The 20,958-nt window shown below is 63.2% G+C and carries 19 protein-coding genes; 11 read left to right on the forward strand and 8 right to left on the reverse strand.

Annotation, left to right across the window (positions count from 1 at the left end):
- Window positions 1-18: 18 nt before the first annotated feature.
- From LAB08_RS11905 to LAB08_RS11930, 6 genes are all read left to right on the forward strand, one after another.
- On the forward strand, window positions 19-264 hold the full coding sequence (locus LAB08_RS11905) for a 4Fe-4S dicluster domain-containing protein (protein WP_096512016.1): 246 nt from the start codon (window positions 19-21) through the stop codon (window positions 262-264).
- A 235-nt stretch (window positions 265-499) separates the two neighbouring features.
- Complete coding sequence (locus tag LAB08_RS11910; protein WP_096512015.1) at window positions 500-1,906, forward strand: ABC transporter substrate-binding protein; 1,407 nt, start codon at window positions 500-502, stop codon at window positions 1,904-1,906.
- A gap of 140 nt (window positions 1,907-2,046) precedes the next feature.
- Window positions 2,047-2,829: an ABC transporter permease gene (locus tag LAB08_RS11915; protein ID WP_096512014.1), complete on the forward strand. Its 783-nt coding sequence runs from the start codon at window positions 2,047-2,049 to the stop codon at window positions 2,827-2,829.
- On the forward strand, window positions 2,829-3,677 hold the full coding sequence (locus tag LAB08_RS11920) for an ABC transporter ATP-binding protein (RefSeq protein WP_096512013.1): 849 nt from the start codon (window positions 2,829-2,831) through the stop codon (window positions 3,675-3,677). Before LAB08_RS11915 ends, LAB08_RS11920 begins: the two co-directional genes overlap by 1 nt.
- Window positions 3,674-4,636: a HEAT repeat domain-containing protein gene (locus tag LAB08_RS11925; protein WP_096512012.1), complete on the forward strand. Its 963-nt coding sequence runs from the start codon at window positions 3,674-3,676 to the stop codon at window positions 4,634-4,636. Before LAB08_RS11920 ends, LAB08_RS11925 begins: the two co-directional genes overlap by 4 nt.
- Window positions 4,633-4,926: a DUF971 domain-containing protein gene (locus tag LAB08_RS11930; protein WP_096512011.1), complete on the forward strand. Its 294-nt coding sequence runs from the start codon at window positions 4,633-4,635 to the stop codon at window positions 4,924-4,926. The genes LAB08_RS11925 and LAB08_RS11930 overlap by 4 nt, the downstream gene beginning before the upstream one ends.
- A 103-nt stretch (window positions 4,927-5,029) precedes the next feature.
- On the opposite strand, the gene LAB08_RS11935 is transcribed toward LAB08_RS11930, so the two are convergent.
- Window positions 5,030-5,767: a TorF family putative porin gene (locus LAB08_RS11935; RefSeq protein ID WP_096512010.1), complete on the reverse strand. Its 738-nt coding sequence runs from the start codon at window positions 5,765-5,767 to the stop codon at window positions 5,030-5,032.
- Between the two features lie 138 nt (window positions 5,768-5,905).
- Complete coding sequence (locus LAB08_RS11940) at window positions 5,906-7,648, reverse strand: amidohydrolase (protein ID WP_096512009.1); 1,743 nt, start codon at window positions 7,646-7,648, stop codon at window positions 5,906-5,908.
- A 103-nt stretch (window positions 7,649-7,751) separates the two neighbouring features.
- Here LAB08_RS11940 and LAB08_RS11945 point away from each other — a divergent pair, with 103 nt between their 5' ends.
- The 5 genes from LAB08_RS11945 (at window position 7,752) to LAB08_RS11965 (ending at window position 14,548) form a co-directional block, all read left to right on the forward strand.
- Window positions 7,752-8,666, forward strand: coding sequence for a LysR family transcriptional regulator (locus LAB08_RS11945; RefSeq protein WP_096512008.1), 915 nt, complete (start codon window positions 7,752-7,754; stop codon window positions 8,664-8,666).
- A gap of 150 nt (window positions 8,667-8,816) precedes the next feature.
- Entirely contained in the window at window positions 8,817-9,434 is a 618-nt protein-coding gene (lexA, locus tag LAB08_RS11950) for a transcriptional repressor LexA (protein ID WP_096512007.1), read from the forward strand.
- On the forward strand, window positions 9,434-10,051 hold the full coding sequence (gene imuA / locus LAB08_RS11955; protein WP_096512006.1) for a translesion DNA synthesis-associated protein ImuA: 618 nt from the start codon (window positions 9,434-9,436) through the stop codon (window positions 10,049-10,051). The genes lexA and imuA overlap by 1 nt, the downstream gene beginning before the upstream one ends.
- Window positions 10,052-10,058: 7 nt before the next feature.
- The gene (locus tag LAB08_RS11960) at window positions 10,059-11,474 is read left to right on the forward strand and encodes a Y-family DNA polymerase (RefSeq protein WP_096512005.1); all 1,416 of its coding nucleotides are present in this window, start codon (window positions 10,059-10,061) and stop codon (window positions 11,472-11,474) included.
- Window positions 11,450-14,548, forward strand: coding sequence for an error-prone DNA polymerase (locus LAB08_RS11965; RefSeq protein WP_197706301.1), 3,099 nt, complete (start codon window positions 11,450-11,452; stop codon window positions 14,546-14,548). The genes LAB08_RS11960 and LAB08_RS11965 overlap by 25 nt, the downstream gene beginning before the upstream one ends.
- A 131-nt stretch (window positions 14,549-14,679) precedes the next feature.
- On the opposite strand, the gene LAB08_RS11970 is transcribed toward LAB08_RS11965, so the two are convergent.
- The 6 genes from LAB08_RS11970 to LAB08_RS11995 all read right to left on the reverse strand — a co-directional run bounded on the left by LAB08_RS11970 (window position 14,680) and on the right by LAB08_RS11995 (window position 20,957).
- Window positions 14,680-15,342, reverse strand: a complete 663-nt coding sequence (locus tag LAB08_RS11970; protein WP_096512003.1) for a flavin reductase family protein — start codon at window positions 15,340-15,342, stop codon at window positions 14,680-14,682.
- A gap of 12 nt (window positions 15,343-15,354) precedes the next feature.
- Complete coding sequence (locus LAB08_RS11975) at window positions 15,355-16,842, reverse strand: amidohydrolase family protein (protein ID WP_096512002.1); 1,488 nt, start codon at window positions 16,840-16,842, stop codon at window positions 15,355-15,357.
- Window positions 16,839-18,035, reverse strand: coding sequence for an amidohydrolase family protein (locus tag LAB08_RS11980; protein WP_096512001.1), 1,197 nt, complete (start codon window positions 18,033-18,035; stop codon window positions 16,839-16,841). Before LAB08_RS11980 ends, LAB08_RS11975 begins: the two co-directional genes overlap by 4 nt.
- 147 nt (window positions 18,036-18,182) lie before the next feature.
- Window positions 18,183-19,235, reverse strand: coding sequence for an extracellular solute-binding protein (locus LAB08_RS11985; protein ID WP_096512000.1), 1,053 nt, complete (start codon window positions 19,233-19,235; stop codon window positions 18,183-18,185).
- 19 nt (window positions 19,236-19,254) lie between these two features.
- Window positions 19,255-20,043, reverse strand: coding sequence for an ABC transporter permease (locus LAB08_RS11990; RefSeq protein ID WP_096511999.1), 789 nt, complete (start codon window positions 20,041-20,043; stop codon window positions 19,255-19,257).
- Window positions 20,040-20,957, reverse strand: coding sequence for an ABC transporter permease (locus LAB08_RS11995; protein WP_096511998.1), 918 nt, complete (start codon window positions 20,955-20,957; stop codon window positions 20,040-20,042). Before LAB08_RS11995 ends, LAB08_RS11990 begins: the two co-directional genes overlap by 4 nt.
- Window position 20,958: the final 1 nt, after the last annotated feature.

Here is a 20,958-nt window from a genome sequence, read left to right on the forward strand (position 1 = left end):
TCACGGAGAGACCGCCAAATGGCCTATCAACCCCAGGAAATCTTCTTCCGTTCCAACGCACCGGTTATCGTCGACGAGGACCTTTGCATCGCCCACAAAGGCTGCACCGTATGTGTCGACGTCTGCCCGATGGACTTGCTGGCGATCAACCCGGCCACGCAAAAAGCCTACATGGCCTTCGACGAGTGCTGGTATTGCATGCCCTGTGAAAAGGACTGCCCGACGGGGGCGGTGAAAGTGGATATCCCTTATTTGTTGCGCTGACTGACAGGACGCCATCGCCGGTAAACCAGCTCCCACAGGTTTTCTTGGTGTACACAAGATTTGCGTCCGACCCCGCCCACTGTGGGAGCTGGCTTGCCAGCGATGAGGCCAGTACAGACAAACCCAAGCCATCCGGCCACAACCGGACGCCCGCTTCAAAACACCCCTCGTTTCCCACCACGCCCTGATCGTGGCGGAGACGAACATCCTACAAATGATTCGAGGGGAAACACCCATGTTCTTGCGCACAGCTATCGCCGGTCTGGTACTGGCTTCGTTCACCCTGTCGGCCTCGGCCGAAACCATCCGCATCGCCATCGGTACCCAGGACACCACCATCAACTGCGCCGCCGGTGGGCTGTTGATCCGCGAGCTGGGCCTGCTGGACAAATACCTGCCCCACGACGGTCAGTACAAAGACGCCCAATACGATGTGCAGTGGAAGAACTTCACCAGCGGCGCACCGCTGACCAACGAGATGGTCGCCGGCAAACTCGACTTCGGCGCCATGGCCGATTTCCCGGGCTCGTTCAATGGCGTGGCGTTCGAGGCGGCGGGCAAGCACAGCCTGTTCATCAGTGTGCTGTCGGGCAGCACCAAGGGCAGCGGCAACGGCATCGTGGTGCCGAGTGCCTCGGGCGTGCAGTCGCTGGCCGAGCTCAAGGGCAAGACCATTTCCGTGCCATTCGCCTCCACCGCCCATGGCATGTTACTGCGGGCCGTAGCGGCCCAGGGCTGGGATCCGCTCAAAGACGTGAACATCATCGCCCAGCCGCCGGAAGTCGCCGGTTCCGCGTTGCAGGCCGGCAAGATCGATGCCCACGCCGACTTCGTGCCGTTTGCCGAACTGTTCCCGAGCCGTGGTTTCGCCCGCAAGATCTACGACGGTTCCCAGGCCGGCGCGCCGACCTTCCACGGTGCGCTGGTCGATCAGGGCTACGCGAAAAAGTACCCGGAAATCGTCGTCGCCTACCTGCGTGCCAGCCTCGAGGCTAACCAATTGCTCGCCGCCGAACCGGAGAAGTACAGCGAACTGATCGCCAAGGTCACCGGGGTCGATGCCGAGGTCAACTACCTGTTCCACGGCCCGCTGGGCGTGCAAACCCGCGACCTCACCTGGAAACCCGAATACCGCCAGGCCGTCGGCACCGCCATCGATACGCTCAAGTTGTTGAAGAAGGCCGATCGCGGACTCGATCTGAATACCTTTATCGACGACCAGTACATCCGCGCCGCGTTCAAGGCGTCGAACCTCGACTACAGGGCGCAGTTGGCCAACTACGCGCAGGCGCCGCTCAAGGCAGTGGATGCATCGAGCGGCAAAGCCATCACCGACTTCAGCCATGTGGCGGAAATCTGGGTGCGCGGCGAGCCGAAAGTCCGCCAGTACGCCTCGGCAGAGTCGGCGTTCACTGCACTGGCCAGTCTCAAGCAGGAAGGCAAGAGCATCCGCGCGGTGTATGCCCAGGCGAGCGACAGCGGGATCAAGTTGCTGGCGGATCAGGCGTGGTTTGCCAGTGATGCGAAGGGGCGGCTCAGCGCATTTCTGTTGAAGGGCCAGGCCCAGCAATTCGCGTCGGCGCAGGGCGGCAAGGTGTTCGACTTTACCGATGCCACCACACAGGCCGTGGCCGTCCGCTAACCCCCAAAAACACCACAATCCCCTGTGGGAGCGAGCCTGCTCGCGAATGCGGTTCAACATTCAACATTAATGTCGACTGACCCACCGCTTTCGCGAGCAGGCTCGCTCCCACAGGGTGGGCTTGGTTGAGAGGACGAATTGTGTACGGATCAATCAATCGCTGGCTTCCAAGAGCCGCCTCGCTGCTGTTCTGCCTGTTGTTCTGGCAACTCGCCGCCAGCCACCACTGGAACCTCGGCCTGGTGACCTTCACCAATGTGCCGACACCGCTGGCGGTGATCGACGCAGCGCTCGGCCTCGGTGACTCCGGCAAACTCGGCCAACACCTGAGCAGCAGCCTTGGCCGGGTATTCGCCGGTTACCTCGCGGCGCTGGTCGTCGGCATTGCCTTGGGCCTGGCCATCGGTCGCTCGAAATGGACCGAAGATTTACTGCTGCCGCCACTGGAAGTGCTGCGCCCGATTCCGGCTGTGGCCTGGATTCCCCTGGCGATCCTGATGTTCCCGTCGTCCGAGCTGTCGATGGTCTTCATTACTTTCACCGGTGCCTTGTTCCCGATCCTGCTCAACACCGTGCATGGCGTCGAAGGCGTCGACCCACGGCTGATCGCTTCGGCGAAAAGCCTCGGGGCAGGGCGCAGGGCCATGCTGCTGGAGGTGATTTTGCCGGGCGCCGCGCCGAGCATCATCACCGGCCTGGCCATCGGCATGGGCACCTCCTGGTTTTGCCTGGTGACTGCGGAAATGATCTCCGGCCAATTCGGCATCGGTTACTACACCTGGGAGTCCTACACCATTCAGAACTACCCCGACATCGTGGTCGGCATGTTGCTGATCGGCGTACTCGGGATGGGCAGCAGCCTGCTGATCAAACGCCTGGGCGGGCTGTTCACGCCCTGGCATCGACCACGAGGAAAAGCCTGATGAGCGTCTTTCAACAACCTGAAGGTCGTATCGATATACGCGACTTGTCGATCAGCCTGGGCGAGGGCAGCGCGGCTTTCGAAGCCGTGCAGGGCCTCGATTGCCAGATCGAACCGGGCCAGTTCGTGTGCATTCTCGGGCCGTCCGGGTGCGGTAAATCCACCTTGCTCGGCGCCCTGGCCGGTCACCTGCAACCGTGCACCGGCAGCCTCAAGGTCGATGGCGTGCCGGTATCGGGCCCGTCACCGCAACGGGGCATGGTGTTCCAGCAACACACGTTGTTCCCCTGGCGCACGGTGCGCGACAACGTCGCCTTCGGCCTGAAAATGCGCGGCATCGGCAAAGCCGAACGGCACAAGGCGGCCTCCGACATCCTCGCGCTGGTCGGCCTCGAAGGCTTTGCCGAACGCTGGCCGAATCAGCTGTCCGGTGGCATGCAGCAGCGAGTGGAAATCGCCCGGGTGCTGGTCAATCGTCCACGCCTGTTGCTGATGGATGAGCCCTTCGGTGCCCTCGATGCCTTGACCCGCCTGAACATGCAGGAGCTGTTGCTGGACATCTGGACGCGCATTCGCACCACCGTGGTGTTCGTCACCCATGACATCGACGAAGCACTGTTCCTCGCCGATCGCCTGCTGGTCATGAGTCCGCGTCCCGGCCGCATCATCGAAGACCTGCGCCTGGATTTCCCCCGGCCCCGTACCACTGAATTGGTGACGAGCCACGAATTTTCCCGCTTGAAGCGTCACTGCCTCGAGTTATTGCGTCACGAAGAGGGTCGGCAGCTACCGCGCCTGAACCCTCTCGGACTTCCTCCAGAAAACCAACTGCCGCGATTTGCCTTATGACCTCACTATTCGATGTAACCGATAACGATGAGATTCTCGCCCTGCAACCGCGCCTGACCGATGAGGATGCCGGCGTGCGCCGCATCGCACTGATCGAACTGGCGGACCTGGAAGAGCCGGACGGCCTGCTGTGGCTGGTCAATCGACTGGCTGAAGACCCGGTCGCCGACGTCCGCGCCGAAGCCGCGCGCTTGCTGGAAGCCTGGGAGGACGAACCGGTGGTCGAGGCGCTGTGCCAGGCCTTGACCGACCCTTGCGACACCGTGCGGGCCGCCGCCGCGCAAAGCCTCAGTCTGCTCAAGAGCGAAGCGGCGGGACGGGTGATTCTGCCGTGGACCGGGTATGCCGACATTGGTGTGCGCATTGCCGCGTTCCGGGCCTTGCGCGAATTGCGCTTTGCCGAAGCGGCCCCGGCTGCCGTGTCGGCGCTGAGCGACCGGGACGCCAATGTCCGGCGCGAAGCGGTCGGCGTACTGGGTTGGCTCAAGCAGCTCGATGCCTTGCCGGCCTTGGCCAGGTTGGCCAGCGATGACCCGGACACCGACGTCCGTCGCGCCGCCACCGGGGCATTGGGCCTGGCCTCCGATGCGCAGGTGTTGCCGGCGTTGCGCCAGGCTTTGCAGGACCAGGCCTGGCAAGTGCGCGAAGAAGCCGCCACCACATTGGGCAAGGTCGGTCACGCCGATGCCGGGCCCGCGCTGGTTGAAGCCTTGGGCGACGACTACTGGCAAGTCCGCCTGCGCGCCACCCGCAGCCTGGGTCGCTTGCGCTACACCCCAGCCCTCGACCCGTTGATCGAAACCCTCGGCCACCGCATCAGCAACCTGCGCAAGGAAGCCGCCCTGGCCCTCGGTGAATTGAACGACAAAGGCGCCATCGCAGCGTTGCAGGCCGCGCAAGATGACGGTGATCCTGAAGTGCGCAAAGCCGTGCGCATCGCCTTGAGTCAACTGCAATGAACCCGCTGGCGGTGGGTAATTCACGCAGCCAACAGCAACTGCGCCTGCAATGGCCGGATGGCCACGAGCAGGTGCTGGGTCATGCCGAGTTACGGCGGCAGTGCCCGTGTTCGCAGTGCCGGGCGTTTCGGTTGCGGGGGATGAACCCATTGGTCGATGACCGGGTTCGCGTGATCGAACTGAACCCGCAAGGTTACGGCCTGCAGTTGATCTTCAGTGACGGACATGAACGCGGGATCTACCCGTGGGCGTATCTGGCACAACTGGGTCTCAAAACCAAAGAGGTCTAATGTGGGAGCGACCCTGCTCGCGAAGGCGGTGCAACATTCAACATTGATGTTGACTGACTCACCGCTTTCGCGAGCAGGCTCGCTCCCACAGGGATCCGCATGTTCAGAAGGATTTGCTGACACTCGCCACGACGGTGGCGCTGCACACATCGTCGAACCCCCAGTTACTGGCGCACTGGCTTTTCGATAGATCCGTGTCGATATAACTCAGCCCCAGCACCACACCGGCCAGTTCATGGGTCAGCTTGACCTCCCATTCATGGTACGAGTCTTCGGCCCTGCCCGAGCTCGAATACAGGTGCGGGTCCTTGAAATCCATCATGCCGTAACGCAGTTTCAGGCCAATGTCATAGGGCAATTCGGTTTCGTAACCGATGTAGCTGTAGAGCGAATTCTGCTTACTGTCGATGCCCGGCGCATCGTCGGAATAATAGGCCGCGAGTTTCACCCCGTAGAGGCTGAGAATGCCGTAGACCTCGCTCTGATTGAACTGGCTCTCTCTTGGGTAAGTGTATTTGAGATAGCCGACATCGAGACTGAGATCGTCAGTGGCCTGCCACAGCCAACCGGCGTAATAATCGACTTCCTGGCGGGTTTTCAGGTCGCCGCCAAAATCGACGTTGGAGCTCCAGGCGCCCAGGTACAGGCCGCTGCTGTGGGCGAGGGTTGCACCGGCCTGCACGGCCGGGTCGTTCCGGGTCTGCGAGATGCCGCGGGTGCGGTAGTCGCTGGCCAGGGTCACGTCCAGCAGCAGCGAGAAATCCTCGTTCAAGGTCAGGGCCTGGCTGCTCAAGGGCAACAGGCTCAAGGAAGTGAGGGCGAGCAGGGGCAAGGCTTTCATGTGAAGTCCCGTTATTGTGATTGTTTTGGGGCGCGAGGAAACCTGTGGGAGCTGGCTTGCCAGCGATAGCGGTGCATACACGTTGAATGTCAGGCCGCAATCGCCAGCAGGCTGGCTCCCACAGGGAGAACAGTGCTGCTAGAGGGTTGGAGCGTAAACCTGGCGACCGGCGAACCAGGTTTGCAGCACCTGGGTGTCGTGCAGGGCTTTGTTGTCGACGCTGAACACGTCGCGGTCGAGCACGATGAAGTCCGCTTGCTTGCCGACGCTCAGCGAGCCGATCTGGTGGTCCAGGCCAATGGTCCGGGCGGCATTGAGGGTGTAGGCGTAGAACATGGTTTCGCGGTCCAGGCGTTCATCGGCGTTGAGCACGCCCAGCGGGCCGTCACGGGTGATGGCCTGGGCCATGGCGTTGAACGGGTTGGGCGAGGACACCGGCCAATCGCTGGCCCCGGCGATGGTTGCACCCTGTTTGAGCAGCGAGTGCGCCGGGTACTGGTAGCGGAACGCCAGGGCGCTGACGTAAGGCTTGATCATGTCCGTGGTGTAGTCGTCGGCGCTGGCCCAGAGCAGTTGCATCGAGGCGATGACATCGAGCGGCTTGAACCGGGCGAACTCTTTCGGGTTGACCATCTGCAAGTGAGTGATGGAGTGGGTGACGCCGCTCTGGCGATCCTTGCGCGCCTGTTCGATACCGTTCAGGGATTCGCGTACCGCCCGGTCACCGATGGCATGAATGTGCACCAGCCAGCCCCGTTGATCGATGGCGCTGACCAGCTCGCCGAAATGCTTTGGATCGATCAACAGTTCGCCCTGTTTGTGCGAGTTGCTGTAGGGATCGATCATCGCAGCACTCTGCGCCGGGTACTCGATCACACCGTCGGCGAAGATCTTGATACCCGGCAAGGTCAGGTTGGGGACGCCCTGAAACTGCTGGCGAACCTTGTCCAGGGTGTCGAGATCGGCCGGCACGCTTTTCGGATTGGCCACCAGCAGCGCGGCGACATGGGCGGTCATGCCGCCGCTTTGCGACAATGCCTTGTACACCGGCAGCACGCCGACGGTTTTTTCCGTGGGTTTGAGCGCGAACACCGGTTCGCCGGGCGCGGCGTTGGCGGCGGGGTCCATCCACGCGGTGATGCCGAGGCTGTTGTTGTAACGCACCGCGGTTTGCGCGGCCTTGAGCAGGTCGGCGGCACTCGGTGCCGGCATTTTCGAGGCGACCCGGTCCCAGCCTGCGTCCACCAGAAAGCCATTGGGCCTGCCGTCCTTCAGCTTGCCAATGGTGCCGTCTTCAGCGGCCGGCAAAGACTTGATCAGCGCGGCATCGACGCCGGCGCGCTTGAGCATCACGTCGTTGGCCCAAGCCGTGTGGTGGTCGCTGCCGGTAAAGACGACGGGCACGCTGGCCCATTCGCCACTGTTGAATGTCTTGCCCAGCGCCTCGGACTGCGCCCAGTACGCCGAGCTCATGCCCGCCACGCTGAGCACATCGCCGTGCTTCGCCTTGCCATCGTCACGCCAGCCACGCAGGCGTTTTTCCAGTTCGCCGAGATCGACCACCTCGTCTTCCATGTTCGCCGAAACCATTTCCAGGCCGCCGAAAATGGCGTGGGAGTGGCTGTCGATCAGGCCGGGCATCAGGGTCTTGCCGCCCAGGTCGATGACCTGGGTTCCTGACTCGATCAGGGCCTTGATTTGCACATCACTGCCCACTTGCAGCACTTTGCCGTCCTGCACAGCCAGGGCTTGAACCGTGGGCTGGCTGCGGTCGGCGGTGAAAATCTTGCCGTTGAGCAGCACCAGATCGGCTGCCGCCATGGCTTCCAACGAGGCAAAACTCATGGCGGCCATCAATAGATTCGGGATGAATCTTTTCATTGAATGTTTCCTTGTTATTGCGTCTGATGGCCAGATTAGTGGCTTGCTGCGCTGGGCAGAACGCCTCGCTGGCGAAAAACGTTTTTGCCTGAATGGAAAAAGCATGGACAAGTTGGGTGCACTGAAAATGTTCGTGGTCACGGCGCAGTTGGGCAGTTTCAGCCGCGCCGCCGAGCAGTTGGGCAAGACCCCTTCGGCCCTGACCAAAGCGGTCACTCACCTGGAGACGGAACTCGGCGCGCGCTTGTTCGAGCGCAGCACCCGGCGGATTGCGCTGACGGAATCCGGGCGGCTCTATCTGGAAACCGCGCGCCAGGTGTTGCAGCGACTGGATGAAGCCGGCGAGGAAATCGAACAGTTGCAACACGGCTTGCGCGGCAGCCTGAAAATCACCGCGCCGCTGGCCTACGGTCAGGCCTTTCTCGATCAGGTGTGTGGCGGTTTTCTGGAGCAATACCCGCAAATCAATCTGCAGGTGGACCTGTGCGACGACTTCGTCAATCTGCTGGAAAGCGGCTACGACCTGGCCTTGCGCGAAGGCCATGACGACCTGCCGGGGCTGATTGCCCGTGTGGTCGGCAGCAATCGCCTGGCGTTGTGTGGCAGCCCGGAATATTTGTCGCGCAAGGGGCTGCCGGTCACGCCGCAGACCCTCGATGAGCACGATTGGTTGCTGTATCGCCATCCACTGCTCAGCCGAGAGTTCTGGTGGGCCGAGCGCGATGGCCAGCGCCTGAGCATCCCGCAGCCCCCGGCACCGCGTCTGCGCAGCGACAATTACGACTTGCTGCTGGCCAATGCCCTGGCCGGGCGCGGGTTGCTGCATACGCCGTTGTGGAGTGCCGCGCCGTATCTGGCCGACGGGCGACTGGTGCGGGTGATGGCCGACTACGACATCGACCCGGACAGCTTCGGCCCGCACATCCTGGCGGTGTACCCCAGCCATCGAAGGGCCACGGCCAAGGTGTTGGCGTTTATCGATTACATCACCGGTTTCCTGGCTTCCCCCGTCCTGTAGGAGCAAAGCTTGCTCGCGATTGCGTTTCCACAATCAATATTGATGTGTCTGACGCACCGCCATCGCGAGCAAGCTTTGCTCCCACAACGGTGTGCGCCACAGTGCGAGCAGACGGACAGTTCTTGTAAGAAAATTCGCAGAAGAGTACAAATGTACTCCATGACGACATTAACTCCCCGCCGTACCGCCATCCTGACCTTTATCCGCGAGCGTATCGCCGAGCACGGTCAGTCCCCGAGCCTCGCTGAAATCAGCGAGGCGTTCGGTTTTGCCTCGCGCAGTGTGGCGCGCAAGCATGTGCTGGCGCTCACCGAAGCCGGGTTTATCGAGGTCAACCCGCATCAGGCCCGGGGCATCCGCCTGCTCGGGCAGCCGCCGCGCCCCGAATTGCTGGATATCCCGGTGCTCGGCCGGGTGGCGGCCGGTGCGCCAATCGGCGCCGATGCCGAAATCCATGGCCGATTGCTGCTCGACCCGGCGATTTTCTCCCGGGCACCGGACTACATGCTGCGGGTGCGCGGCGACTCGATGATCGAAGACGGCATTCTCGACGGCGATCTGGTGGGGGTGCACCGCAGCCCCGAGGCGGTCAATGGCCAGATCGTCGTGGCGCGGCTCGACGGCGAAGTCACCATCAAGCGCTTCGAACGGGTCGGCGACACAGTGCGCCTGCTGCCGCGCAACCCGGCCTATCAGCCGATCATCGTCGAAGCCGACCGGGACCTGGCCATCGAAGGGGTGTTCTGCGGCCTGGTGAGGCAAGGCTGATGGGGGCCGTCGTTGCGCTGGAGACGCTGTTCAATGGCGGCCAGGTCTGGAAGGGCCGGCCTGCGCCACCGGCCGCCAGCCCGCAACCCACCGGGCATGCGGCGCTGGATGCGGCGCTGCCCACGGGGGGCTGGCCCGAAGCGGCACTGAGCGAAATTCTCCTGGCCGGGCAGGGCGTGGGCGAGCTGCAACTGGTGTGGCCGACGCTGGCGCGGCTGTCGGCGGCGGGCGAGCGTATCGTGCTGGTGGCGCCGCCCTATGTGCCGTATCCCCAGGCCTGGCAGAGCGCCGGGGTCGATCTGCGCCAGTTGTCGATCATCCAGGCCAGCGAGCGCGATGCGTTGTGGGCGGCGGAACAATGCCTGCGTTCGGGCAGTTGCGGCGCGGTGCTGTGCTGGCCGCACAAGGCCGACGACCGCGCCTTGCGCCGCTTGCAGGTGGCGGCGGAAACCGGCCAGACCCTGGCGTTCGCCTATCGCTCGCTCAGCGAAGCGGTCAATCCTTCGCCAGCCGCCCTGCGCATCGCCATCGACGCCAGGCCTGCCCAATTGCGCGTGCTCAAGTGCCGGGGCGGCCTGGCCCGCTCGGCGCCGATTGCCTTCTGCGTGGGGCATTGAGGTTGCCATGCGCTGGGTGTGCATTCTGTTCCCGCAATTGGCGCTGGACGCGGTACTGCGTCAGCGCGCCGATCCCGACGAGCCACTGGCGCTGCTGACCGGTCCGGCCCAGCGCCGGGTGTTGCAGGCGGTCAACGGGCCGGCGCGAGCGCTGGGGCTGCGTCCCGGCCAGTCCATGAGCGCCGCCCAGGCCTTGAGCAAAGGCTTTGCCACGGCCGAGTACGACCTCACCGACATCGAACACTGGCAGCAATTTCTGGCCGCCTGGGCCTACCGCTTCAGTGCCCAGGTCAGCGTGCATTACCCGCGGGCGCTGGTGTTTGAAATCGAGTCCAGCCTGGGCCTGTTCGGCGCCTGGCCGCAATTGGAGGCGCGCTTGCGCAGCGAACTCGGCGAGCTGGGCTTTCGTCACCGCATTGTCGCCGCGCCCAACCCGGTGGCGGCGCGGATGCTGGCCAATGCCTATGACGGCCTGGTGGTGCCCGACGATCACGCCTTGCAGCATTACCTCGGACAATTGCCCGTGGACCGCATCGGCCTGGAACCCGGCGTTGCCACGGCGTTGTCGCGCATGGGGCTGCGCACCTTGAGCCAGGTGCAGGCGTTGCCCCGGCAGAGTCTGGCCCGGCGTTTCGAGGCCCGGGTGCTCAAGCATCTGGACGACTTGTTCGGGTTGCGGCGGCTGGCGCTGGCGTTCTATCTGCCGCCGGATCGTTTCGATGTGCGCATCGAACTCAACTTCGATGTGCAATCCCATCAGGCCCTGCTGTTTCCATTGCGCCGCTTGACCGGTGATCTCTCGGCGTTCCTCTGTGGCCGGGACAGCGGTGTGCAGCGCTTCGACCTGCACCTGGAACATGCAGGGTTGCCGGACACGCTGATCAAGGTCGGCCTGCTCAGTGCCGAACGCGATCCGGCGATGCTCTTCGAGCTGGCCCGGGGGCGGCTGGAGCAGGTCCAGGTCGAGGCACCGGTGCGCGGGTTTCGCCTGCGCGCCGAAGACTTGCCGGCCTTCGTGCCCCAGTGTCAGGAGCTGTTCGACGACCGCCCGCAGCAGTCCTTGCCCTGGGAGCAACTGCGCGAACGCCTGCGCGCACGGTTGGGGGACGATGCCGTGCATGGCCTGCGCTTTCAGGCCGATCACCGCCCCGAGTGTGCGTGGCAGGCCAGTGCCGACAGTCAGCCCTGTACGGGATTGCCCACCGTGAAACGACCGGGCTGGCTGCTGACCGAACCGCTGGCGGTGCATGAGGGCTCGACACGCATCCTCATGGGACCGGAGCGCATCGAGTCCGGTTGGTGGGATGGCGACGACGTGCGCCGCGATTACTACCTGATCGAAACCCGTGCCGGCCAGCAGGGCTGGGCCTGGCGAGCGGTCGGCGAGGGCGGCCCCTTGTGGTTGCAGGGCTGGTTCGCATGAGCACCGGGTATGCCGAGCTGCACTGCCTGTCGAATTTCAGTTTCCAGCGCGGTGCCTCCAGTGCCCTTGAGCTGTTTCAACGGGCCAAAAAACAGGGCTATCAGGCGCTGGCGATCACCGACGAATGCACCCTGGCCGGCATCGTCCGTGCCTGGCAAGCGGCGAAGTCCGTCGAGCTGCCGCTGATGATCGGCAGCGAAATGCGCATCGAGAACGGTCCGAAACTGGTGCTGATGGTGGAGAACCTCGAGGGTTACCAGACCCTGTGTCGGCTGATCACCCGGGCCCGCCGTCGTACGCAGAAAGGCCAGTATCAAATCCTGCACGAGGACTTCAACGAAGCGTTGCCGGGGCTGCTGGCATTGTGGGTGCCGGACGCGGTGGATGACGTCGAGTCGGGTCGCTGGCTGAAGCAGGTGTTCGCCGAGCGCCTGTGGCTGGCGGTGCAGTTGCATCGCGGTCAGGACGATACCCGGCGCCTGAACGATCTGCTGAGCCTGGCCAGGGAACTGCGCATCCCCGCCGTGGCCAGCGGCGATGTGCACATGCACGCTCGCGGTCGCCGCGCCTTGCAGGACACCATGACCGCGATCCGTCACCATCTGCCGGTGGCCGATGCCGGGTTGCGCCTGCACCCCAATGGCGAACGGCACCTGCGCAGTCTAGAGGTCCTGCGCGAACTTTATCCGCCCGCCTTGCTCGACGAAACGCTGGCCATCGCCCGGCGCTGCACGTTCGACCTCGGCCAGTTGCGTTATCAGTATCCGCGGGAGCTGGTGCCTGACGGACACACGGCCAGCTCCTGGCTGCGCGAGTTGACCGAGCGGGGCATTCGCCAGCGATGGCCCGCCGGTGCGAGTGAGAAGGTGCGCGGGCTGATCGACAAGGAACTGGGGCTGATCGCCGAGCTGGGCTATGAAAGCTATTTCCTGACCGTTCAGGACGTCGTGGCATTCGCCAGGCGCGAGAAAATCCTCTGTCAGGGCCGGGGCTCGGCGGCCAACTCGGCGGTGTGTTTTGCCTTGGGCATCACCGAGATCGATCCGGACCGGATGAACATGTTGTTCGAGCGTTTTCTTTCCAGGGAGCGCGACGAACCGCCGGATATCGATGTGGACTTTGAGCACGAGCGCCGCGAAGAAGTCTTGCAGTACGTGTTCCAGCGCTATGGCCGGGCACGTGCGGCGCTGACCGCCGTGGTCAGTACTTACCATGCCGCTGGCGCGGTGCGTGATGTGGCCAAGGCGCTGGGGTTGCCGCCGGATCAGATCAATGCCCTGGCCGATTGCTGCGGTCACTGGAGCGACGCAACCCCACCCGTGGAGCGCTTGCTGGAGGGTGGTTTCGACCCCGAGAGCCCGGTGCTGCGCCGCGTCCTCAGCCTCACCGGGCAACTGATCGGCTTCCCCCGGCACTTGTCCCAGCACCCCGGTGGCTTCGTGATTTCCGAGCACCCGCTGGACACGCTGGTGCCGGTGGAAAACGCCGCCATGGCCGAGCGCACCATCATTCAATGGGACAAGGACGATCTGGACGCGGTCGGCTTGCTCAAGGTCGATATCCTCGCGTTGGGCATGCTCAGTGCCATTCGCCGTTGCTTCGATCTGTTGCGCCGTCATCGCGATCTGGATTTGAGTCTGGCAACGATTCCCTCCGAAGACTCGTCAACCTACGACATGATTGGCCGTGCCGACACCATCGGCGTGTTCCAGATCGAGTCACGGGCGCAGATGTCGATGCTGCCCAGGCTCAAGCCACGCAAGTTCTATGACCTGGTGATCGAGGTGGCCATCGTTCGCCCGGGGCCGATTCAGGGGGGGATGGTGCATCCGTACCTGCGACGGCGAAACAAGGAGGAGCCAGAGAGCTACCCGTCGCCAGAGCTCAAGGTGGTACTGGAAAGAACCCTTGGCGTACCGCTGTTCCAGGAACAGGTGATGCAGATCGCCATCGTCGCCGCCGACTACAGCCCCGGAGAGGCCGATCAGTTGCGCCGCTCGATGGCGGCCTGGAAACGTCACGGCGGGCTCGAACCGCACAAGGACCGACTGGCTGCCGGCATGAAGAAAAACGGCTACAGCGCCGAATTCGCCGCGCAGATCTTCGAACAGATCAAGGGTTTCGGCAGCTACGGTTTTCCCGAGTCCCACGCCGCCAGTTTTGCCCTGCTGACGTACGCCAGTTGCTGGTTGAAATGCCATGAGCCGGCGGCGTTCGCCTGTGCGCTGATCAATAGTTGGCCCATGGGCTTCTACAGTCCCGACCAGATTCTGCAGGACGCACGGCGCCATCATTTGCAGATTCGCCCGGTGGACGTGCGGGCCAGCGATTGGGATTGCAGCCTGGAACCGATCACCGGCGCACAACCGGCGATTCGCATGGGCTTGCGAATGATCAAGGGTTTTCGCGAGGACGACGCCCGGCGCATCGAAACGGCGCGATCCAGGGGCGCCTTTGCCGACATCGCCGACCTTGGCGAACGGGCGCAGCTGGACGCCCGTGCCCAGGAGCAACTGGCCGATGCCGGCGCGTTGCGAGGCTTGGCAGGTGACCGTCATCGGGCGCGCTGGGAAGTGGCGGGGGTGCAGAAGCAGCTCGGCCTGTTCGCCGGCCTGCCCCGTCAGGAGGAAGGTGCGGTGGCGCTGCCCAAACCGACGGTCGGCGAAGACCTGCGGGCCGATTACGCCAGCGTCGGCACCACCCTGGGGCCGCATCCGCTGGCGTTGTTGCGCGCTGAACTGAAAGCCCGGCGTTGCCGCAGTTCGAAGGAACTGCTGGAGGTCGAGCACGGGCGACCGGTGAGCGTTGCCGGACTGGTGACCGGTCGACAACGGCCGGGTACCGCCAGCGGCGTGACCTTCGTCACCCTGGAAGACGAGTTCGGCAACGTCAACGTCGTGGTCTGGCGCGACCTGGCCGATCGGCAACGCAAGGTGCTGGTCGGCTCGCAGTTGCTCAGGGTCGACGGGCGCTGGGAGAAGGAGGGCGAGGTGCGGCACTTGATCGCCGGGCGCTTGAGTGACCTCAGTCCACTGCTCGACGGCATCACCGTGCGCAGCCGGGATTTTCATTGATCTGTGACTGCAGCAGATCCCATGTGGGAGCGAGCCTGCTCGCGAAGAGGCCGGTACATTCAGCATTGATGTCAACTGACAGACCGCCTTCGCGAGCAGGCTCGCTCCCACAGGTTATGTGTGAAGGTTGATTACTTGGTGATAGGCCAAAACCGCTCCCCACCCCCCGGCGCATCCGTCCAGGCCTGCAACGACCGGGTCGGCAGGTCAAAGTAATCCCGTGTGCGCGCATAACCATGGCCACCCATCCGTCCAATCGCATCAAGCCCCAGTTGATCGATGTACAGGGTTTTCGGATCGATCAATTCGTCCCGCACATGGGCCATCAGCACTTCGCCAAAAATGATCTCCCGCGACTGGCCGATGGACAGCGCCATCATCCGTCGGCATTCCAGTGCCACCGGGGCTTCGCCGATGCGCGGGCATTTGACCGTGGTGCCGGGGATGGCGGTGAGGCCGGCGGCGGTCAGCTCATCGAAGCCGGGCGCAAAGGGTACGGCGCAGACGTTCATGGCCTCCACCAGGGCATCGCTGACGATGTTGACGGTGAATTCCTGGTTGAGCTGGATATTGCGCGTGGTGTCTTTCGGGCTCTGGTCGCCATAGTTTTCCACGCCCAGCGCCAGGATCGGCGGGTCGGCCGACAGCGCATTGAAGAAGCTGAATGGTGCGGCGTTGACGCGGCCTTCACCGTCGACGGTGGTGACCAGGGCAATCGGGCGTGGCACTACGCTGCCGATCAGAATCTTGTATTTGTCCCGTGGGCTCAGTTGGCTGAAGTCGAAGCTTTGCATAGGCAGCGTTCTCTAAAGAAGGGGATCACTGGCGCACAATGGCGACTGTGCGCTGTAGTCGTCGGCGAACGGAATGGCCGGTTGGAACAGGCTCTTCCAGTCCGGTTGACCGAAGGCCCGATCGCTGTGACTGCGCATCAGTTTTTCGAATTGTCGTTGGGCCTGGCGTTGCAGGGCGGGGTAGTCGATGCCCTTGACCTGACCGTCGTCCATCACGCACCGGCCGTCGATCCAACTGGCGATGCAATCGTCACCGCGCCCGGCCAGCACCAGGTTCTTCAGCGGATCGAACAGCGGCCCCAGGTGCAGGCCACGCAGGTTGAACACGGTGATGTCGGCCTTGGCCCCCGGCGCCAGACGCCCAAGGTCATCGCGACCCAGGGCCTTGGCGCCGCCGAGGGTGGCGGCGTTGTACAGATCGAGCGTGCTGGTCAGCGCGTTGCCGCCCTCCATCAGCCGCGCGACGTTCAAACCCTGGCGCATGTTGTCCAGTAAATCCGCCGGCCAGGTGTCGGTGCCCAGGGCGACGTTGATGCCCTTGGCCCGATAACGACCGAACGAATTCAGCGCCTCGCCATCCCGGGCAAACACCACCGGGCAATGCACCAGGCTGGCGCCGCCGTCCACCAGCCGTTGCAAGTCATCGTCGCCATGGGTGTAGATGCCGTGGGGCAACAGGCTGCGCGGGGTCAGCAGGTCGAGCTGCTGCAACCAGCCCAACGGTGAGGCGCCACGCAGTTGCTCGACCATCGCCACTTCGCCGAGCCCCTGGCAGCAATGCAAACGCATCGGTGCATTCAGCTCGCGGCTCAGCGCGGCGGTGCGTTGCAACAATGCGGGTGTACAAGTCTGGATGCGGTCCGGCAGCAGCGCACCGCGAATCAGGCCGCCATTCGCGCCATCGAAATCCCGGAAAAAACGCTGCGCCGCATCGAGCCCGGCCAGGCCCCGGGCTTCGTCCCAGTGGTGGGCCAGCGTGCCGTTCGCCTGCCAGTAACTCATGCCGCTCATATAGCAGGGGCCGAGGTAGGTGCGCAGCCCCAACTCGGCGGCCACGCCGGCCACCGCGGCAAATTCATCGTAGTTTTCCGCCCACTCGCGGTAATACATCGAGGTGATCGGCATGGCGGTGGTGATGCCGTTACGGATCAACTGAGTGAAGGCGTAGCGGTACTTGAAGACTTCTTCGTCCGGGCTGTAGCTCTCCCGTGGACCGCGCGCCAGATACTCGGCGGACCACATGCGGCCCATGTCGCGCTCGTCGCCGTTGTCCAGGGTCAGCACCGTGGAGTCGAGATCGCCCAGGGCATCCAGATCAATGAAACCGGGGCCGATCAGCGCGTTGCCATAGTCGATCCATTGATCCACCGGCCCTGGATAATCGCGTCCGACGAAGACAATGCGCGAGCCTTCGAAGACCACTCCGCCATTGCGCCACAGCACATGTTGCGTGCCGTCGAAACCGACTACGCAGCTGGCTCGCAAGCCGATGCGCTTCACAAACGACTGTCCAGCAAGCGGCCACCCGAAGCAATCAATTGCCCGTTGCGATACACCTGACGCACCGGCCGCGACACCACGGCTTCACCCAGGGTCTGCACCGGCATCAGCAAAAAGTCCGCTGGCCGACCGATCTCCACGCCATAGCCTTCGATACCCAGCGCCTGGGCACCATTCACGGTCGCCGCATCGAACGCCGCCGCCAGTTCCTCGTCCTTGTTCAAGTCGAAACGGAAGGCCAGCAACATCGCCCGCTCCAGCATGTCGCCATTGCCCATCGGTGACCACGCGTCACGAATGCCGTCCGAACCCAGGCAGACATTCACCCCGGTTTCGCGCAAGGCGAGGAACGGCGGCACCGCGCAATCGGCTGGCGCGGAACTCATCAACGAAATCCCCAATACCGCCAGGCGTTCGGCGACGGGTTTGACCTGGCTCCACAGCAGCATGCCCAGGCAATAGGCATGGCTGATCATCACCCGGCCCTGAAGCCCGAAGCGCTCGGTGTAGTCGGCGATCAATTTGATCTGCCAGAGACCCAGCTCGCCCTTGTCGTGCAGATGTATGTCCACGCCACGGTCGAACTCGCTGGCCAGTTTGAACACGAAATCCAGTTGCGCGATGGGATCGTTGTCGATGCCGCAGGGGTCGAGACCACCGACGTTTTCCACGCCCAGCGCCATGGCTTCGCGCATCAGTTCGGCAGTGCCGGGGCGGCTGATCAGGCCGGTTTGCGGGAACACCACCAGTTGCAGGTCGATCAGGTCGCGGTATTTTTCACGCAGTTGCTGCATGGCCTGGACATGACGCAGGCCGAATTCGGGGTCGATGTCGACGTGGCAGCGCAGGGTCAGCGAGCCCCGGGCGATGCAGTTTTCCAGCAGCGCGCCCGCACGTTGCGCAATGGGAGCTTCGACTTCGCGCAGCACACGGCGCTCGTTGGCAATGTAGTCCTTGAGCGTCGGGCCGGCGCTGTTCGGGCGCCAGGGTTGGCCGTACAGGGTCTTGTCGAGATGCACGTGGCTTTCCACCAAAGCACCGGTGAGCAGTTGGTTGTGGCCGTCGATGTCGGTGGCGAGCAGTTCAGTGGTCGAAGCCGGGCGACGTTGGGTGAACCGGCCATTTTCGATCAGCAGGTCTTCGGCGGGGGCGCCGTAGGGGCGCACGTTGCGTAGCCAGCGGGGTTGGGTCATTGCATACCTCAAGTTTGGTGGAGAATTGGCGGGCCTCATCGCTGGCAAGCCAGCTCCCACAGTGATGTGTGTTGATCACAACATTTGTGAACACCCCAAACCCTGTGGGAGCTGGCTTGCCAGCGATGGCCGCGACTCGGTCTCGGATCAGCCCTTGAGCTTCGCCCAGATCCGGTCCTGCAGTTCCCGCGCCTTGTTGCTGCATTCCTTTTCAGGGCGCAGGCGCGAGGCGAATTCGTCGGGCATGTTGATGGCGTCCATCACCCGCCATTTGGCGTCGATCAGCTTGTCGCTCTGGATGCCGTTGGCATAGGCGATGGCGTTGGACACGGCGGCGGCGTTTTCCGGTTTCATCATCCAGTCGATGAAGATCTTCGCGTTGCCGGGGTGCGGTGCGCTTTTCGGTACGGCGAAGTTGTCCTGGAACATCGCCAGGCCTTCTTTCGGATACACGTATTTGATGGTGCTCTTCTGCAGGGTGGCCCGGGCAGTGGAGCCGTTCCAGTTCTGCATCATGATCACTTCACCGGAGGCCATGCGGTCGACGGTGTTGTCCGAGCTGTACATCTTCAGGAAGGGTTTCTGTTTTTGCAGCAATTCGAGGATGCGCTTGGCGTCCTGCGGGTTTTCGCTGCATTCGTCGACATTCAGGTAATGGCTGGCGGCATTGATCACACTGCTGGAGGTGTCGAGGGCGGCGAGTTGGCCTTGCAGTTCCTTGCGCGGTTCGAAGAATTCTTTCCACGAATCGTCCAGTTTGCCGCCAGGCACCCGCGCGCTGTCATAGGAGAACCCGGTGGTGCCCCACAGGTACGGCGCCGAGAATTTGCGGCCGGGGTCGAAACTCGGGTCACGGAACGCCGGTTTCACGTACTGGAAGTTGGGCAGGGTGGGGGTGTCGATTTCCAGCAGCAGGTTCTGGTTGATCAGGGTGCGCATGATCGACTGCGACGGCACGATCACGTCATAGGCGGCGCCACCGGCCTGCAACTTGGCCAGCAGGGTTTCGTTGCTGTCGTAGCCGTCCATGGTGACCTTGATCCCGGTCTCTTTTTCGAACTTGGCCAGCAGGTCCACCGGGTAGTAATCGGTCCAGTTGTAGAAGAACAATTCCTTGGGTTCGGCAGCCTGGGCACTGAAGGCGGTGAAGCAGCTCAGGGCCAGGCTGGCAACGGCGAAACGCAGGCTTTTTGTTTTCATGTTTGAAGCGCTCCAGGGTTTATTGGTTTTTGCCGCGCTGTCCCAGCCAGAAGGCCAGCACCACCAGCACGATGGAAATCACCAGCATCAGGGTCGAGATCGCGTTGATCTCCGGCGTCACGCCGGCCTTGATCGCCGAGAAGATGTACACCGGCAGGGTCGTGGAACCGGGGCCGGCAACGAAGAACGTCATGATGAAATCGTCGAGGCTGACCACGAACGCCAGCACCGAACCGGACAGCACCGCCGGCCACAACAGCGGCAGCGTCACCCGACGGAACACCTGCCACGGGTTGGCGTACAGATCGTTCGCCGCTTCCAGCAGGCTTTTGTCCAGGTCATTGAGCCGCGCCCGGATAGGCAGGTAGGCAAACGGAATGCAGAAGCCGACGTGCGCGACGATCACCGTCAGCAAACCGAGCTTGATGCCCAGCGCCATGAACAGCAGCAGGGTGGCGACGGCGGTGACGATCTCCGGCAGGATCAGCGGCAGGTTGATCCCGCCTTCGACCATCTTCTGTCCGTAGAACGGCCGGTAGGTCGCCAGTGCCGCGAGCAGGGCAATGGCGGTGGCGCAAACCGTGGCAATACTGGCGACGATGATCGAATTCAACGCGGCGGTCTGGATCGACGGGTTGGCCAGGATTCGCCCATACCAGTCCAGCGAGAACTCGGTCCACACCGTCGCCGAGCGGTTGGCGTTGAAGCTGTAGGCGATCAGCACAAAGATCGGCAGGTACAGATAGGCCAGCATCAACAGACTGACTTCACGGGTCAGGGGCAGTTTTTTCAGGTGCAGGGCGATCATGCTTGGGCTCCCCGACGCAGGGTCTTGGCGGCATTGCGGCTATAGAGGGCGTACAGCACCAGGGACAGCAGCATGATTCCCAGCAGCAGGAACGACAGCGAACTGCCCAGCGGCCAGTTACGTGCGGTGCCGAACTGTTGCTGGATCAGGTTGCCGATCATCAGGGTCTTGCCACCGCCAAGAATCGCCGGGGTGATGAACGCACCGAGGCTCGGCACGAACACCAGCAGGGAACCTGCAATCACCCCCGGCATCGACAGCGGCAGGATGATCCGCCGCAAGGCGTGCCAGCGATTGGCACCCAGGTCATAGGCGGCTTCCACCAGGCGCCAGTCGAGTTTTTCCAGGGTCGAATAGATCGGCAAAATCATGAACGGCAGGAAGCTGTAGACCAGCCCGACACTGACGGCGAAGTCGTTGTAGAGCAGGGTGATGCCACCGGCGGAAGGGAACAGTGCATTGAGGCTCTGGGCGACCCAGCCTTGTTCACGCAGGATGATCAGCCAGGCGTAGTTGCGGATCAGCAGGTTGGTCCAGAACGGGATGGTGATCAGCAGCACCATCAGGTTGCGCCGGCGCGGTGTCAGGCTCGACATCCACAGCGCCACCGGAAAGCCGAACAGGAAACACAACACTGTGGTGCCGCCGGCCTGGAACACCGAGCGGATCAGCGCCTGGGCGTAGACCCAATTGAGCTCAAGCTCACCGTCGAAGCCTTCCTGGAAAAACAGCTGCACGTAGCTTTGCAATTGCCAGTTGGCCTGCCAGTCGACGCCACCGTAGACGTTGCGCGGCAACAGGCTGATGTAGCCCATGATGCCCAGCGGAATGGCGATCAGGGCCAGCAGGGTCAAAACCACCGGGCTGAGCAACAGCGCCCGGTTGAGGGCGGGGGAAGTGCTGCTGACGCTCATC

Origin of the sequence: Pseudomonas izuensis, assembly GCF_002356535.2 — a bacterium.
Taxonomy (GTDB): Bacteria; Pseudomonadota; Gammaproteobacteria; order Pseudomonadales; family Pseudomonadaceae; genus Aquipseudomonas; species Aquipseudomonas izuensis.

Excerpts from the sequence above, each read along its gene's own strand:
- LAB08_RS11945 (WP_096512008.1), top strand. The coding sequence starts at position 7,752 with ATGGACAAGTTGGGTGCACTGAAAATGTTCGTGGTCACGGCGCAGTTG.
- lexA (WP_096512007.1), top strand. The coding sequence starts at position 8,817 with ATGTACTCCATGACGACATTAACTCCCCGCCGTACCGCCATCCTGACC.
- LAB08_RS11995 (WP_096511998.1), bottom strand. The coding sequence starts at position 20,957 with ATGAGCGTCAGCAGCACTTCCCCCGCCCTCAACCGGGCGCTGTTGCTC.
- LAB08_RS11920 (WP_096512013.1), top strand. The coding sequence starts at position 2,829 with ATGAGCGTCTTTCAACAACCTGAAGGTCGTATCGATATACGCGACTTG.
- LAB08_RS11990 (WP_096511999.1), bottom strand. The coding sequence starts at position 20,043 with ATGATCGCCCTGCACCTGAAAAAACTGCCCCTGACCCGTGAAGTCAGT.
- LAB08_RS11960 (WP_096512005.1), top strand. The coding sequence starts at position 10,059 with ATGCGCTGGGTGTGCATTCTGTTCCCGCAATTGGCGCTGGACGCGGTA.
- LAB08_RS11935 (WP_096512010.1), bottom strand. The coding sequence starts at position 5,767 with ATGAAAGCCTTGCCCCTGCTCGCCCTCACTTCCTTGAGCCTGTTGCCC.
- LAB08_RS11905 (WP_096512016.1), top strand. The coding sequence starts at position 19 with ATGGCCTATCAACCCCAGGAAATCTTCTTCCGTTCCAACGCACCGGTT.
- LAB08_RS11985 (WP_096512000.1), bottom strand. The coding sequence starts at position 19,235 with ATGAAAACAAAAAGCCTGCGTTTCGCCGTTGCCAGCCTGGCCCTGAGC.
- LAB08_RS11980 (WP_096512001.1), bottom strand. The coding sequence starts at position 18,035 with ATGACCCAACCCCGCTGGCTACGCAACGTGCGCCCCTACGGCGCCCCC.
- LAB08_RS11925 (WP_096512012.1), top strand. The coding sequence starts at position 3,674 with ATGACCTCACTATTCGATGTAACCGATAACGATGAGATTCTCGCCCTG.
- imuA (WP_096512006.1), top strand. The coding sequence starts at position 9,434 with ATGGGGGCCGTCGTTGCGCTGGAGACGCTGTTCAATGGCGGCCAGGTC.
- LAB08_RS11930 (WP_096512011.1), top strand. The coding sequence starts at position 4,633 with ATGAACCCGCTGGCGGTGGGTAATTCACGCAGCCAACAGCAACTGCGC.
- LAB08_RS11970 (WP_096512003.1), bottom strand. The coding sequence starts at position 15,342 with ATGCAAAGCTTCGACTTCAGCCAACTGAGCCCACGGGACAAATACAAG.
- LAB08_RS11910 (WP_096512015.1), top strand. The coding sequence starts at position 500 with ATGTTCTTGCGCACAGCTATCGCCGGTCTGGTACTGGCTTCGTTCACC.
- LAB08_RS11940 (WP_096512009.1), bottom strand. The coding sequence starts at position 7,648 with ATGAAAAGATTCATCCCGAATCTATTGATGGCCGCCATGAGTTTTGCC.